The organism is Brevibacterium sp. 2SA (genome assembly GCF_005502845.1).
Taxonomy (GTDB): Bacteria; Actinomycetota; Actinomycetes; order Actinomycetales; family Brevibacteriaceae; genus Brevibacterium.
This window is the reverse complement of record NZ_SCMW01000032.1, coordinates 25,095-39,846: the sequence shown is the minus strand read 5'-3', so window position 1 is coordinate 39,846 and position 14,752 is coordinate 25,095. Positions and strand designations below refer to the sequence as shown.

Below are 14,752 nucleotides of genomic sequence, written 5' to 3'. Positions count from 1 at the left end.
CACCCCTACCCCGCTCCCCCGGCAACAACGAACGCCCCGCCGAGAAGGGCGGGGCGTTCGTGCGAGCTGACGGACTCAGCGAGGCAACGCCATCAGCGAGGCAACAGCCTCAGCGAGCCGGGCGCAGATCCGGGTCGACCCGAATCAGCGGCGCAGACCGAGGCGCTTGATGAGCGAGCGGTAGCGCTCGATGTCGACCTGCTGGAGGTACTTGAGCATCCGGCGGCGCTGACCGACGAGGAGCAGCAGGCCACGACGCGAGTGGTGGTCGTGCTTGTGATCCTTGAAGTGTTCGGTGAGATCCGTGATCCGGCGGGTCAGCAGGGCAACCTGAACCTCGGGAGAACCGGTGTCGCCCTCGTGAGTTCCGTATTCCTTGATGATCTCCTGCTTCGTGGCAGTATCGAGAGCCATGGAGTTCTCCTAACGTTTCGCTGCGCGGCGCCGGAACAGGTCAGTTCCAGCCCTATGGGACCGCGGCCGGTGAAAACGGCAGAGATCAGCTTATCAGGTGTGCAGGACCTCGCGCACATCGGCGATGTCCTCGTGCATCTGCGCGATGAGCGCGTCCATGCCCGTGAAGGTCACCTGTCCGCGGATGCGCGCGACGAAGTCGAGGGTCATGTGCCGGTCGTAGACGTCGAACTCCCCGAACTCCTTGTCGAGCACGTAGGCCTCGACCCGGCGGCAGTCACCCTGGAACGTCGGGTTCGTCCCGATCGAGATCGCGGCGGGGAACGGGTGATCCTCCCCCTCGAAGCTCGCCCAGCCCGCGTAGACGCCGTCGGCGGGAATGAGTCCAGCGGCATCGGCGGAGAGGTTGGCCGTGGGGAACCCGAGGTCGCGTCCGCGGGCGTCACCGTGGACGACGGTGCCCTCGACGCGGTGGTAGCGACCGAGCTGATCGGCCGCCTCGGCGACATCACCGGCGATGATCTGGTCACGGATCCGCGAGGACGAATACCGTCCCCCGCGCCCGACCTCATCGATCGTCACCGTCGTGAACCCCATCTCCTCGCCGAGGCGGCGCAGGGTCTCGATGGTCCCGGAGTTGTCGTGGCCGAACCTGACATCGTCGCCGACGACGACACACCGGCACTTGAGCCCCTCGACGAAGTACCGGGCGACGAACTCCTCCGGCGTCTGCGCGGCGAACTCGAGGTCATAGGGCTGGACGAAGAGGACGTCGATGCCGGTTTCGGCGATGAGCGCGGACTTCTGCTCCGGGCTCGTGATCATCAGCGTCGGGGTGTCCGGGCTGTGGATCGTGCGCGGGTGCGGGTCGAAGGTCATCGCCACCGACGTCAGCGAATGCTCAGCGGCTTCGGCGGCGACGGCGCGGAGGACTGTCTGATGCCCACGGTGGACGCCGTCGAAGTTGCCCAGGGTGATGACGGTGCCGGGGTCGAAGTCCGGGACCTCGTCCAGGCCGTGATAGATCTCCACTCGAGCGCTGCTCCTTCCGTGCACCGACTCAGAGTATCGCAGGCCGGGGTGGTCTGCGAACCGGCTCACGCCCGGTCGATGGCGAAGGCGGTGCGCGACTTGAGACTGCCGTCAGCGCGCACCTCGGCGACGGAGACGAGCTCGCCGTCGTGGACCGCCGCGACCTCGTCGCCGGCGACGTCCCACGGGCCGGCCAGGGACTTGCCCTGCATGAGGGCGGTGGCCTGCGCCGCATCGACCTCGACGTGGGGCAGCAGACCCGCGGTCGCCTCGGCGAGGGAGATGAGCGGGGGCGCAGGAGTGTCGAGATCCTCGGGGATCGTCACCGCCTGGCTGAGCTCGAAGGGACCGACGCGGGTGCGGCGCAGCGCGGTGAGATGACCGTGGATGCCGAGGTCGGCGCCGAGATCCCTCGCCAGCGCCCTGATGTACGTGCCCGAGGAGCAGTCGACGACGACATCGAGGTCGAGGTGGCCGGCTTCGAGATCGCGGCGGATCTCGAGGATGTCGAAGCGGGTGATCTCGACCCGGCGGGGCTCGAGGACGACGTCCTCACCGGCGCGCACCCGCGCGTATGAGCGCTTGCCGTCGACCTTGATCGCCGAGACCGCGCTCGGCACCTGGTCGATGACACCGCGAAGCCGACCGACGCCGGCGTCGATGTCACCGTCGCTGACGGCGCTGAGGACTGCGGGATCGGCGATGACGTCGACCGCGGAGTCCGCGTCGTCGGTCGGGGTGCCCGCGCCGAGGCGGATCGTCGCATCGTAGGTCTTCGTCGCGCCGGTGATGTGCGTGAGCAGCTTCGTCCCGCGACCGAGTCCGAGGACGAGCACGCCGGTCGCCATCGGATCGAGGGTGCCGGCATGGCCGACTTTGCGGGTGCCGTACCAGCGGCGCAGCCGCGAGACGACCCCGTGGGAGGTCAGGCCCTGTGGTTTGTCGCAGACGAGGATGCCCTGCGGGGAAGGATCGGTCACCGGTGTCAGGCGATCGTGCTCAGGCGGGGATCAGTTGAACGAGGCGTGGACGTGGTCCATGTGGTTCTGCGTCGCCGAACCGCGGTCCTCCATCGACTTCCAGCCGCGGCCGGGCATCCAGATGCGCTGTTCGAAGATGACGTACTTGACGTTGAGCGCCTTGGCGTTCTTGATGAGGTATTCGGAGATCCGATCACCGGTCGAACCGGAGATCATGATGTCGACGGCTTCGCCGGTGTAGTGGTCGGACGTGCCCGACCCCTGGCGACGGCCGCCGTAGGTCTTGACCTCGGGGAATTTCGCGCACACCGCACGGTAGCCGTTGACGGCGTTGGGCAGGAGCGTCGATTCGATCGAGGACGAGACCTTGCAGGGCGGGGTCTCGACGCCGCTCGGGGTGCTGCCGCTGCTCTTCGAGTCCGAACCGCTGTCCTTCGACGGCGAGGAGGACGGCTTCTCGTCCTTCGACTCGGTCTCCGCGGTGGGCTTCGGCTTCGGCGTCTTGACCTCGAGCGTGGTCTTCGACGTCTTGTTCTTGTACTTCGGGTCCTTCTTGACCTCTTCGATGTACTTCTCGCCGGCTTCCGCACGCTGCGCGTCGATCTCCTCCTGGCTCACGGCCGAGGGGGTCGAGACCGGCTGCTCCTGCTGTGCGGAGCTCGCGGCTTCGGTCGTCACGGTGCCGGTCTCCGGCGGGCCCATGACGACGGTCGATCCGACCACGGCTGCTGTGGCGGCCGCCGGCACGGCGATCGCTGCGACGACGGGCCGCTGCTTGACCGTGGCGAGCACGGACGTGGCCGTCGAAGGGGCCTCAGCAGAGTGGCGACCGCTCGAGCGCTTGGTCGCGGGAGTGAGGTCCCGGATCAGTTGCTTGGCGAAGCCGGGCTTTGGTGAAGAGTGCTTACCCAATGCAGAATTCCCTTAACAGAGTCGTAATCAGATCGTTACCCGAAGAAGTCTAGGGCATCGCGGAAAGATAACAAAACTGTTACGCAGGGTTTTTTCGCCCGGTGTGGCGAAGCTCGCGTTCGCACAATGGAACGTGTCGCTTCCGTCCCAGTTCAGCGGCCTGCCGCCGCGGTGCGACGACAGGCCGGAGGGCAGCGGACGAGGACGAAGAAAACCTCAGACCTCGTCCGTGTCGGCCTCGGCCTTCCGATACGGATCGGCCTCGCCGGCGTGCTTCGCGTCCTTCTTGAGATCGGCGATGCGCGCATCGTCGGCCGCGGCGCGGGCGAGCAGGTTGTCGAGGCGCTGAGCCTCCTCGGGGACGGCATCGGCGACGAACTCGAGGCTCGGGGTGAGCCGGATCGTCAGACCCTTGCCGACCTCCGAGCGGATGAAGCCCTTCGCCGACTCGAGAGCGGCGGCTGTCGATTCGAGGTCGGAGCCGTCACCGTAGACGGTGTAGAAGATCGTCGCGTGCTGGAGGTCGCCGGTGACGCGGACGTCGGTGACCGTGACGAAGCCGAGGCGCGGGTCTTTCAGCCGGCGTTCGATCGTGCTCGCCACGATGACCTTGATCTGGTCGGCGATCTTGCGTGCGCGGGTTGCGTCTGCCATGTCCTCATCCTCTTATCCGTGTCGGGCGGTTGCCCGGAAGTGAAAGTCTAAACGGAGAGAAGCGGCCGGTGCACAGGTGCACCAGCCGCTTGCCCAGCATCGCGATCAGTCGCGGGGCTTCTCCTGCATCTCGAAGGTCTCGATGATGTCACCGACGCGCAGGTCGTTGAAGCTGCCGAGTCCGATACCGCACTCGTAGCCCTCGCGCACCTCGGTGGCGTCATCCTTGAACCGACGCAGCGATTCGACCTTGAGGTTGTCCCCGATGACCACGCCGTCGCGCGTGACGCGCGCAGCGGAGTTGCGGGTGATGACCCCGTCGCGGACGATCGAGCCGGCGATGTTGCCGAACTTCGAGGACCGGAAGACCTCGCGGATCTCCGCGGAGCCGGTCTGAACCTCTTCGAACTCGGGCTTGAGCATGCCCTTGAGCGAGTTCTCGATGTCGTCGATCGCCTGGTAGATGACCGAGTAGTAGCGCACGTCGACGCCTTCGCGGTCGGCCAGGTCGCGGGCCTTCGCCTCCGGCCGGACGTTGAAGCCGATGACGATCGCATTGTCGACGGTGGCGAGGTTGATGTCGTTCTCCGTGATCGCACCGACGCCGCGGTGGATGATGCGGAGGTCGACCTCGTCGCCGACGTCGATCTTGAGCAGCGAATCCTCGAGCGCCTCGACGGCACCGGAGACATCGCCCTTGAGGATGAGGTTGAGCATGTCGACCTTGCCCTCGGCGAGTGCCTTGGTGAAGTCCTCGAGGCTGATCCGCTTGCGACCACGGGCCTGGGCGGCGTTGCGCTCGATGGCGTCGCGCTTCTCGGCGATCTGCCGGGCGGTGCGGTCGTCATCGGTGGAGATGAACGAATCACCGGCGCGCGGCACCGAGGACAGACCGAGCACCTGGACGGGACGCGAGGGTCCCGCCTCGGCGACGGAATTGCCGTTCTCGTCGAACATCGCACGGACGCGACCGAAGGCCGTGCCGCAGACGATCGCATCGCCCTGACGCAGGGTGCCGGACTCGACGAGGACGGTCGCGACGGCGCCGCGGCCCTTGTCGAGCTTGGCTTCGATCGCGATGCCGCGGGCGGCCTTGTTCGGGTTCGCCCGCAAGTCGAGAGCGGCGTCCGTGGTCAGCAGCACCGACTCGAGGAGTTCGTCGATGCCCTCGCGCTTGAGCGCCGAGATCGGGACGAACATCGTGTCGCCGCCGTACTCCTCGGCCACGAGGTTGTACTCGGTGAGCTGCTGCATGACCTTGGCCGGGTTCGCACCCTCCTTGTCGATCTTGTTGACCGCCACGACGATCGGCACATCCGCCGCCTGAGCGTGGTTGAGCGCTTCGATCGTCTGCGGCATCACGCCGTCGTCGGCGGCGACCACGAGGATCGCGAGGTCCGTCGACTTCGCACCACGGGCACGCATGGCGGTGAACGCCTCGTGACCCGGGGTGTCGAGGAACGTGATGCGGCGCTCGGCGCCCTCATGCTCGACCTCGACCTGGTAGGCGCCGATGTGCTGGGTGATGCCGCCGGCCTCACGGGCGACGACGTTGGCCGACCGGATCGCGTCGAGCAGCTTCGTCTTGCCGTGGTCGACGTGACCCATGACGGTGACGACCGGGGGACGGGCGACGAGATCGTCGTCGTCCTCCTCGGCGGCTTCGGCATCGAGGTCGATGTCGAAGGTCTCGAGCAGCTCGCGGTCCTCGTCTTCGGGAGAGACGATCTCGATCTTGTAGCCGAGCTCCTCACCGAGGACCTGGAAGGTGTCCTCGTCGAGGGACTGGGTGATCGTCGCCATCTCGCCGAGGTGGAAGAGCACCGTGACGAGGTTCGTCGGGTCGGTGTTGATCTTCTCGGCGAAGTCGGCGAGCGAGGAGCCGCGGCGCAGACGCAGCGGAGTCTCGCCGTCACCGCGGGGAACGGTGACGCCGCCGATCGACGGTGCCTGCATCTGCTCGAGCTCGGCGCGCTTGGCCCGCTTCGACTTCCGGCCCTTCTGGCGCGGACCGCCGCCGCGACCGAACGCACCCTGGGTGCTGCCGCGACCGCGACCGGAACCGCGACCGCCGCCGCCCGGGCCTCCGCCCGGACCACGACGACCTGCCGGAGCGCCGCCGGGACCACCCGCGGGGCCTCCCCCGGGTCCACCGGCCGGAGCGTTGCGTCCGCCTCCGCCGCGTCCCCGACCGGGGGCCGGCTTGTTGAGCGCGGAGTTCTTCATCATCGACGGGTTGGGGCGCGGTGCGCCCGGACGCGGTCCGGCGGCGCCGGCCTCACCGGCGGGACGCGCCGGACGCTGACCCGGCTTCGGCATGCCCTGCGAGTTCGCGAACGGGTTGTTGCCGGGACGGGCACCGCCCTGGCCGCCCTGACGGCTGCCGGGCTTCGGGCCGCCCGAGCGTCCACCCGGCTTCGGCATGCCCTGAGAGGGCGCGAACGGGTTGTTGCCGGGACGCGCCGCCTGTCCGCCCTGGCGACCGCCGGGCTTCGGGGCGGCGCCGGGCTTGGCGGCACCGGGCTTCGGCGCACCGCCGGGCTTGGGTGCCGCGGGACGGGCAGCCGATTCGTCGGCGGCCGGCGCCGCGGCAGGAGCCTCCGCCTCGGCGGCGGGCTTCGCCGCGGGCTTGGCGGCAGGCGTCGCCGCGGGCTTCGCGGCCGCCGGCTTCGCATCGTCGGTGTCGGCCTTCGGTGCCGGCTTGGCTCCGGGCTTCGCGGCAGGTTTCGCCGCCGGAGCGCCGGGCTTCGCCGCAGACTTCTGGCCGGGCTTGGCGGCCGGCTTCTTGGCGGAATCGCCGCTCGCCTTGCCGGAGGCAGGCGCGGAATCGGCGAACGCCTCCTTCACCCGTCGGACGACGGGGGCTTCGAGCGTCGAGGAGGCGGAGCGAACGAATTCGCCCATGTCCTGGAGTTTCTCGAGGACGATCTTGCTGGTTGTGCCGAGCTCTTTCGCGAGCTCATGGACACGGGGCTTTGCCACAGTTCTCCTGTCCGGGTTCTTTCCCGGTCAGGAAAGAACCTCATCAGTGAAGAGCAGGTCTCATTACACTGCTCTCTCGAATTCCGGTGAGGGTGTCATCGCACGACACTCACTACTTGTCAGCCATTCTTAGCTCACCCGTTCTTCTGGGGTTCGATGTCCAGCTCCGGGAGATCCGAAGCGGTGATCTTCGTTCGAAAGGCTCGAGCGAAGGGTGCCGGGGTCCGCGCCTTCATCAGGCACTCGACGTCCGGGTGGATCCAGGCGCCACGTCCGGGCAGTGTCGCTGACACGTCGCGGACGATGGCCGGCTGCTCATCGGGTCGATGCACGAAACGCACGAGTTCGTCCCGGTTCGCAGTCTTCCTGCAGGCGATGCACGTCCTTCGAGGTGCACTGCCGACATTCACAGTCAACAATTCTACCGCACTTCTATTCCGCACCGCGCCACCGGCGACTGTGTCCGGGGTCACGGAGGCGCGGCCGGGTTTCCTCAGGGACCCTTGTGACCTCGGCGCAGGACCTCCCGGACGACCGCCTCGGCGACGGTGGGCCGGCCTGCGGTCTCAGTCCTCGGCGACGATGTCGATCTTCCATCCCGTGAGCTTCGCGGCGAGGCGGGCGTTCTGCCCCTCCTTGCCGATCGCCAGGGACAGCTGGTCGCGCGGGACGACGGCCCGGGACTCCTGGGCGCCGGCGTCGAGGATGTCGACGCGCGTCGCCTTCGCCGGGGAGAGCGCATGGGCGACGAACTTCGCGGGGTCGTCGCTGTAGTCGACGATGTCGATCTTCTCCTGGCCGAGTTCGTTCATCACCGCTCGCACCCGGGAGCCGAGTTCGCCGATGCACGAGCCCTTCGCGTTGACACCGGGCTTCGTCGCGCGGACCGCGAGCTTCGTCCGGTGTCCGGCCTCCCTGGCCAGCGAGACGATCTCGACGGTGCCGTCGGCGATCTCCGGGGCTTCGAGCGCGAAGAGGCGGCGGACGAGGTTGGGGTGCGTGCGCGAGACCGTCACCGAGGTGCCCTTGGGCCCCTTGTGGACGTCGGCGATGTAGACGCGCAGGCGCTTGCCGTGACCGTACTCCTCACCGGGCACCTGTTCGTGCGGGGGCAGTACCGCTTCGACCTCGCCGAGGTCGACCTGGACCATCTGCGGGTCCCTGCCCTGCTGGATGGTGCCGGAGACGATCTCGCCCTCCCGGCCCTTGAAGCTGCCGAGCACGGATTCGTCCTCGACGTCGCGCAGGCGCTGGTGGATGACCTGGCGCGCCGTCTGTGCGGCGATGCGGCCGAACCCGGAGGGGGTGTCGTCGAATTCGCCGATCGGGTTGTCGTCGTTGTCGAACTCGACGGCCCAGATCCGGACTTCGCCGGTCTTCTTGTCGAGTTCGGCGCGGGCATCCTGCCACGCACCCTCGGTCTTCTGGTAGGCAAGGAAGAGCGCCTGTTCGATGAGTTCGATCAGGGTGTCGAACGGGATCTCGCGCTCACGTTCGATGACGCGCAGAACATCGAGGTCGATATCCATGGCCCATATCCTCTCCGGCTCCAGCGAACGGGGTCGCCCACGAGCATTGAATTGTCGGTCTTCACTTATGCAAGCACACCATTCTATCCCACACCAGCACCGAGGAGCGGCGGTGGGCAGTCGGACGATGGGCCCGCCTCGGCGCCTGGCGGTTCAGCGGAATCACCACCCTGCGCCCGCCTCGGCGCCCGGCGGTTCAGCTGTCTGCCGGGACGGATCAGCGGAAGCGCAGTTCGACGTGGGCTTTGACGATGTCGCCGAGGCCGACGGTGCGCTTCTCGCGCTTGACCGGATCGGTGCCGGTGATCGCGTCGTCGCCGACCTCCTCGAGGTCGAGTTTGAAGTTCTCCTTCTTCGTGCTGACATCGAGACGGCGGCCGAGCACCCGTTTGAAATGACGCGGGCTCTCGAGTCGGCGGGTCGCCCCGGGGCTCGTGACCTCGAGCTGGTAGGGCTTGTCGCGGAAGATCTCCACGGTGTCGAGGGCGTCGCTGACGATCTGCGTCGATTCCGCGATCTTGTCCATCGACATCGGCTCCGCGCTCGACTCGTCGAGGTCGACGACGACGGTGAGCGTGCGCCGCTGTCCGGCGGCGACGGCCTTGACGGATTCGAGGTGGAATCCGGCCGCGGTCAGGGGACTTTCCAGCAGCTCTTCGATCCGGGCGACGTCCTCGTGCATGCTCTCCACCATCTCTTTCCTCTCGGCTCGGGCAAGGGACTCCAGCGCCTGCCGATCTCATCGCTCACGTGGGTTCATCCCACCCTATGCGACAGCCCGGACGTACGTTAAGCATCCGCTACGATTGGCGTATGCGTTTCCCCGTCAGTCGCCGTTCCGTCCTCATCGTCGGCGCGGCAGGAGCGGGGCTCTCCCTCCTCTCCGGCTGCGGGCTGCGCATCGATGCGCCCCCGGAGGTTCCCGAGCTCGATGCGAGCGAGGAGCTGCGCAATCGCATCGCCCGGATCCTCGCGTCGACGAGCGTCGCCGACGGCGATCCCGCGACAGCCGGGGAGGACCTGCAGAAGTTCCGGGACGCGATCGGCCCCGTCTGGGCGCCTCCGACCGAACTCGCCACTTCCCCTCCCCCGACGGAGGAGGACCGCAGCTACATGCAGGCCGCCGAGGCGGTCTCCACCGCCGTGTTCGACGCGGTGGCTGATCTCGGCTCGGGTCTCGTCCCCGTCCTCGTCGACGTCGCGACCGGCTGTGCGCTCACCGCCGGCACCGTCGATGGGGCCATCCGCGACGGCGCCGACGGCCGCCTCCGGGATGCCTTCGCCGCGGTCGACGACGACGCGACGCCGTCCCCGACCTCCGCGGACCGGGACGACGCCGGAACGCCGAGCGCCCCGGCCGCCGCGGAGTGGAACACGATCCTCGACCAGGCCCGCGCCGCGTCGTATGGCTATGAGCGCCTCGCGGTGCGCTTCGACCGGCAGAGCCCGCAGCGCGCCGAGGCGGTCGCCCGCCTCGAATCGCTCGGCTCCCTCGCCGGCGAGATGCTCGAGAGGCTCGGTGAGGAGGACGCCCAGCCCGACACCCCGGCGTGGCAGCTCGACCCCTCCCCGACCGATCCGGAGTCGGCGGGACAGCTCGCCCTCAACCTCGAGGATGCGGTCGCCGCCGCGCTGCTCCCCTGGTTGCAGACGGACCCGCAGGCCGCCCTGCGGGTGTGGGAGTCTGCGCGCACGCGCGCGGTCTTCGCCGCCCCGCAGCCGCTGCGCTACTCCTATTCCGGCGGGGCCGATCGGGCGGAGGCGGACCGGTGAAGGTCCCGCCCGTTCTCTACCGTTCGACGAAGGACATCATCGGTGAGGGGCGCACCGAGGCGTGGGTCTCCGCCCTCGACTTTATGGCCAACGAGGTCGTCGACCGGTGGAATCTGCGCTTCGACGACGTGCCCGGCGCCCCGTGGGCCGGATGCGAGAGCCTCGTCATTCCCGTCCTCACCCAGGAGAGCTACCAAGGGGTCCTGCGGTTCGCGGCCCCCACCTCGGCGCACACCGCCGCGCACGCGCAGGCCCTGCGGGCGCTGAAGATGTGGAACGGGCACGGTGCGGTGCGGGTCATCCGGGACGACCGCAGCTTCCGGGTCACCCTGCAGGAGCGGCTGCGGACGAAGGACAATCTCTCGGTGCTGCCGCTGCCCGATGTGCCCCCGGTGTGGGGTGCGCTGCAGAAGTCGCTCGAGATCCCCGCCGGACCGGACTTCATCCGGGTCCAGGATCTCGCGGCGGGGTGGCTGACGACGTTCGACACGGATGCCGCGATGCTCGGCGGGTGGTCGGAGACGGTTCGCGACGATGCCCGTCTGCTCTCGATCGCGCGGACGTGGATGCACACGCTCGCGACCTCGGAGGAGAGCACCCTCATCCACGCCGACCTCCATTACTACAACATCCTCGCCGGCAACCCGGATGCCTCGGGGGTCGCCACCTGGAAGGCGATCGACCCGCAGCCGCTGTCGGGTCCGACGGCGTACACGGTGGCACCGGTGCTGTGGAACCGCCTCGGCGAGATTCCCGCCCGCACGCCCCGCGATCAGGCGGGGTGGCTGCGGGGCTTCGCCGCGGACCTCGCCCTCTTCGCCGGCATCGACCCGCAGTACGGGATCGGGGCGGCGATCGCCCGCGAGGTGACGAACATGTTCTGGTATCTGCGCTCGGCCCGGGGTGGGACGAACAGCTCTCTCGCCGATGCCGCGCGGTCGCTGTGGGTGGCCCGCGCGCTCTCCGGCGCCGACGTCAACGGCGTCGACGCACACGCCCTCAAACCCATCGGGTGACCGGCCGCGGGGAGGCTGCGCCGTGTTCGAGCCGGCGCCTGGGATTTTGCGCCAGGTTGAGGGTGCCCCATGGGATTCCGTGCCACGTTCAGGGCGATCATAGGGCCGAAATCGCCATGGAAATGGCGCACATTCGCTGTGAAACCGGCGCACACCGCGCGACCATCCCTCGGCCCTTCCCAGCCGCCCAACCACGGTGTTGACGCACAGTTGTGTGCACCACCCTGTCCCGCTCCCCGACTCCTGCGCCCCGACCCCTGCTCTCTGCCTCCTGGTTCCAGCTTCCTGACCCCAGCGGACTCTCAGCAGCTCACCAACCAATCCACGTCAACCACACACAGCCTCGACCTCCTCGCACAACCTTTGCCTCCACGCACAACCCTCCGCTCCGACTTGAGGACCCAAAGTGTCGATTTCCGCGTGGCGGATCGACACTCCGCGACCTGAACTCTCCCGGCACACAGTCGGCGGCGCAGGATGGTCCGCGGTCAGCGTCGCAGGATGGCCCGCGGGCGGAGACTCAGGGCTGAGGGCAAGGGGTGAGAGCCGGTGGCCGGTCTCACCGGATGAGGTCGGCGACGACGTCGTAGCCGAGCTTGAGGACCATTGCGGAGACGACGACGATGAAGACGATGCGCACGAAGCCCGAACCCTTCGCGATCGCGGTCCGCGCTCCGATGATGCCTCCGGTGACGTTGCCGGCGGCGACGACGAGACCGAGCAGCCACACGACCTGGCCGTCGGGCACGAAGTAGACGAGCGCCCCGAAGTTCGTCGCCCAGTTGACGATCTTCGCCGTCGCCGAGGCCTGGAGAAACGAGAAGCCGATGATCGAGACGAACGCGATGACGAGGAACGAACCGGTGCCCGGACCGAGCACACCGTCGTAGATGCCGATGACGAGGCCGATGAGCCACGACACGGCGTGGTGGCGCTTCGAGGACTCCTCGAAGCGGAGGCGGGCGTCGGTGCCGAGGCTGGGGTTGAGCAGGGTGAAGATCCCGACGGCGATGAGCGCGGCGAGGATGATCGGGGTGAAGAGCTCGGCGGGGACGAGCGTCGCGAGCTTCGCCCCGAGCACGGCCCCGAGGAACGCGGTCGCCGCCGCCGGGATCGTCGCCGACCGGTCAGGGGTGACGCGACGCAGATAGGTCACCGCCGAGGCGGTCGTCCCCGCGATCGACCCGACCTTGTTCGTCGCAACGGCTTGGACCGGGGTCATCCCCGGCACGAGGAGCAGCGCGGGCAGCTGGATGAGTCCCCCACCGCCGACGACGGCATCGATCCAGCCCGCCAGGGCGCCCGCGGCCAGCAGCCACAGGAGCATGACGAGGGTGACGTCGATGCCGCCGGTGAGAACGTCGCTCATCTCCGGCGGGTCACTCCGCGGGAGCGGACTCGGCCTCGGCGGTGTCGGCGGCGACCTCGGCCGAGTCGACGGCGGCGTCGATCGAGTCCTCGATGACGGCCTCGTCGGCTGCGGCGAGAGCGGCGGCATAGGCGGCCCGGACCTTGGCCACGGTCGTGGGGACCACCTCGGCGACGGGAAGCTCCTGCTTCTCCCCGGCGAAGACGTCGCGGACCTCGACGACCCCGTCGCTCAGGCCGCGGCCGACGACGACGACCGTGGGGATGCCGATGAGCTCGGCATCGGCGAACTTGAACCCGGGCGAGACCTTCGTCCGGTCGTCGAGGAGGACGCTGACGCCTGCGGCTTCGAACTGGGCGGTGAGCTCCTCGGCGACGGTGTTGATCTCCTCGCCCTTGCCGGCGGCGATGATGTGGACGTCGGCGGGAGCGAGATGCTGGGGCCAGAGCAGGCCGCCCTCGGTGTGGTACTCCTCGGCGATGCAGGCCATGACCCGGGTGACGCCGAGACCGTAGGAACCCATGGTCACGGTCGTGGCCTTGCCGTTCTGATCGAGGACAGTGAGGTCGAGGGCTTCGGCGTACTTGCGGCCGAGCTTGAAGATCTGGCCGATCTCGACGCCGCGGGCGAGTTCGAGCGGACCCGAGCCGTCGGGGGCGGGGTCGCCGATGACGACCTCGGCGGCTTCGATCGTGCCGTCGGCGGTGAAGTCACGCCCGGCGACGAGGTCGAATACGTGCTTGCCGTGTGCGTTCGCGCCGGTGATCCAGCGGGTGCCGTCGACGATGCGGGGGTCGAGGAGGTAGCGGATCTTCGTGCTGCCCTCGGTGCCCAGGACCGGGTTCTCGAGGTCGAGGCCCGGGCCGATGTAGCCCTTGACGAGTTCCGGGTGGAGGCTGAGGTCCTCGGCGGTCGCGGCTTCGATGTCGACTTCGCCGTTGCTGAGCATGCCGGTGCCGGCGGCGCGGTCGAGGTCGACCTCGCGGTCGCCGGGCAGGCCGATGACGATGACCTCGCGGGTGCCGTCGGGGTGGGTGACGGCGCAGACGACGTTCTTCAGGGTGTCCGCGGCCGTCCATGCGCGGTCGGAGCGGGGATGGTTCGCGTTCGCGGCGGCGACGAGAGTCTCGATCGTCGGGGTGTCGGGGGTGTCCTCGACGTGGGCGGCCGGCGAGTTCTCGTACGGGATCGCCTCGGGCACGATCGAGGTGACGGCTTCGACGTTGGCCGCGTAGCCGCCGGGTGAGCGGACGAAGGTGTCCTCACCGACCTCGGAGGGGTAGATGAACTCCTCGGTGCCGGATCCGCCCATCGCGCCGGGGGTCGCCTTGACGGGCAGGCTCGGGATGCCGAGGCGGGCGAACGCGCGGATGTAGGCCACCCGCATCGCCTCGTAGGAGGCGTCGAGGCCGGCGTCGTCGATGTCGAAGGAGTAGGCGTCCTTCATGATGAACTCGCGACCGCGCAGCAGTCCGGCGCGGGGGCGGGCCTCATCGCGGTACTTCGTCTGGATCTGGTAGATCGACAGCGGCAGGTCCTTGTACGAGGAGTAGAGGTCCTTGACGAGCAGGGTGAAGAACTCCTCGTGCGTGGGCGCGAGGATGTAGTCGTTCTTCTTCCGATCCTGGAGGCTGAAGAGGTCGGGCCCGAAGGCCTCCCAGCGGCCGGACTGCTTGTAGACCTCGGCGGGCAGCAGGGACGGGAAGTGGACTTCCTGCGATCCGGCCCGGGACATCTCGTCGCGGACGATCGCCTCGATCTTGCCGAGCACCGCAAGTCCCAGCGGCAGCCACGTGTAGATGCCCGGGGCCGACCTGCGGATGTAGCCGGCCCGGTGGAGCAGCTTGTGGCTGGCGACCTCGGCGCCGACCGGGTCTTCCTTCTGAGTCCGGACGAACAGCGACGACATGCGCAGGGCCATGGATGTTTCTCCTCGGGCGACGTGGGGGTATCAGTCCGAACATTATCCGCCTGCGTGCGCGCGCGTCCATTCGCCGATCATCGGGGCTGGGCCGACGTCGACCGGTGTGCTGTCATCGATCCCTCCCTTCGCCGAGGCGGTGCCCCGAATCGCGGTCGCAGGCCCCTTCG

Annotated in this window: 13 protein-coding genes; 2 read left to right on the top strand and 11 right to left on the bottom strand. The window is 68.5% G+C overall.

Annotated elements, in window-relative coordinates; genetic code table 11:
• Positions 1-144 precede the first annotated feature (144 nt).
• The 9 genes from rpsO to FFS20_RS11830 form a co-directional block, all read right to left on the bottom strand.
• Positions 145-414 (bottom strand): 30S ribosomal protein S15, encoded by a 270-nt coding sequence (gene rpsO / locus FFS20_RS11870; protein WP_137826052.1) that lies wholly within the window; start codon positions 412-414, stop codon positions 145-147.
• A 93-nt stretch (positions 415-507) separates the two neighbouring features.
• Positions 508-1,446, bottom strand: coding sequence for a bifunctional riboflavin kinase/FAD synthetase (locus FFS20_RS11865; protein ID WP_137826051.1), 939 nt, complete (start codon positions 1,444-1,446; stop codon positions 508-510).
• A gap of 65 nt (positions 1,447-1,511) precedes the next feature.
• Positions 1,512-2,426 (bottom strand): tRNA pseudouridine(55) synthase TruB, encoded by a 915-nt coding sequence (gene truB, locus FFS20_RS11860; RefSeq protein WP_137826050.1) that lies wholly within the window; start codon positions 2,424-2,426, stop codon positions 1,512-1,514.
• Between the two features lie 30 nt (positions 2,427-2,456).
• Complete coding sequence (locus FFS20_RS11855; RefSeq protein ID WP_249356826.1) at positions 2,457-3,218, bottom strand: ligand-binding protein SH3; 762 nt, start codon at positions 3,216-3,218, stop codon at positions 2,457-2,459.
• Between the two features lie 336 nt (positions 3,219-3,554).
• Positions 3,555-3,992 carry a 30S ribosome-binding factor RbfA gene (gene rbfA, locus FFS20_RS11850; RefSeq protein WP_137826048.1) on the bottom strand — a complete coding sequence of 146 codons (438 nt, stop codon included), beginning with the start codon at positions 3,990-3,992 and terminating at the stop codon, positions 3,555-3,557.
• Between the two features lie 105 nt (positions 3,993-4,097).
• Positions 4,098-6,974: a translation initiation factor IF-2 gene (infB, locus tag FFS20_RS11845; RefSeq protein WP_137826047.1), complete on the bottom strand. Its 2,877-nt coding sequence runs from the start codon at positions 6,972-6,974 to the stop codon at positions 4,098-4,100.
• Positions 6,975-7,108: 134 nt separating this feature from the next.
• Positions 7,109-7,384: a YlxR family protein gene (locus FFS20_RS11840; protein ID WP_137826058.1), complete on the bottom strand. Its 276-nt coding sequence runs from the start codon at positions 7,382-7,384 to the stop codon at positions 7,109-7,111.
• A gap of 156 nt (positions 7,385-7,540) precedes the next feature.
• Positions 7,541-8,503, bottom strand: a complete 963-nt coding sequence (gene nusA, locus FFS20_RS11835) for a transcription termination factor NusA (RefSeq protein ID WP_137826046.1) — start codon at positions 8,501-8,503, stop codon at positions 7,541-7,543.
• Positions 8,504-8,720: 217 nt separating this feature from the next.
• Complete coding sequence (locus FFS20_RS11830; protein ID WP_249356825.1) at positions 8,721-9,197, bottom strand: ribosome assembly cofactor RimP; 477 nt, start codon at positions 9,195-9,197, stop codon at positions 8,721-8,723.
• A gap of 119 nt (positions 9,198-9,316) precedes the next feature.
• Here FFS20_RS11830 and FFS20_RS11825 point away from each other — a divergent pair, with 119 nt between their 5' ends.
• Together FFS20_RS11825 and FFS20_RS11820 are read left to right on the top strand one after the other, a co-directional pair.
• Positions 9,317-10,276 carry a hypothetical protein gene (locus FFS20_RS11825; protein ID WP_137826045.1) on the top strand — a complete coding sequence of 320 codons (960 nt, stop codon included), beginning with the start codon at positions 9,317-9,319 and terminating at the stop codon, positions 10,274-10,276.
• Positions 10,273-11,292: an aminoglycoside phosphotransferase family protein gene (locus tag FFS20_RS11820; RefSeq protein ID WP_137826044.1), complete on the top strand. Its 1,020-nt coding sequence runs from the start codon at positions 10,273-10,275 to the stop codon at positions 11,290-11,292. Before FFS20_RS11825 ends, FFS20_RS11820 begins: the two co-directional genes overlap by 4 nt.
• Positions 11,293-11,851: 559 nt before the next feature.
• Here FFS20_RS11820 and FFS20_RS11815 read toward each other — a convergent pair.
• Both FFS20_RS11815 and FFS20_RS11810 read right to left on the bottom strand, forming a co-directional pair.
• A complete protein-coding gene (locus FFS20_RS11815) occupies positions 11,852-12,661 on the bottom strand; it encodes a TSUP family transporter (protein ID WP_137826043.1) in 810 nt (269 codons plus the stop codon).
• Between the two features lie 10 nt (positions 12,662-12,671).
• Positions 12,672-14,582 carry a proline--tRNA ligase gene (locus FFS20_RS11810; protein WP_137826042.1) on the bottom strand — a complete coding sequence of 637 codons (1,911 nt, stop codon included), beginning with the start codon at positions 14,580-14,582 and terminating at the stop codon, positions 12,672-12,674.
• Between the last annotated feature and the right edge of the window lie 170 nt (positions 14,583-14,752).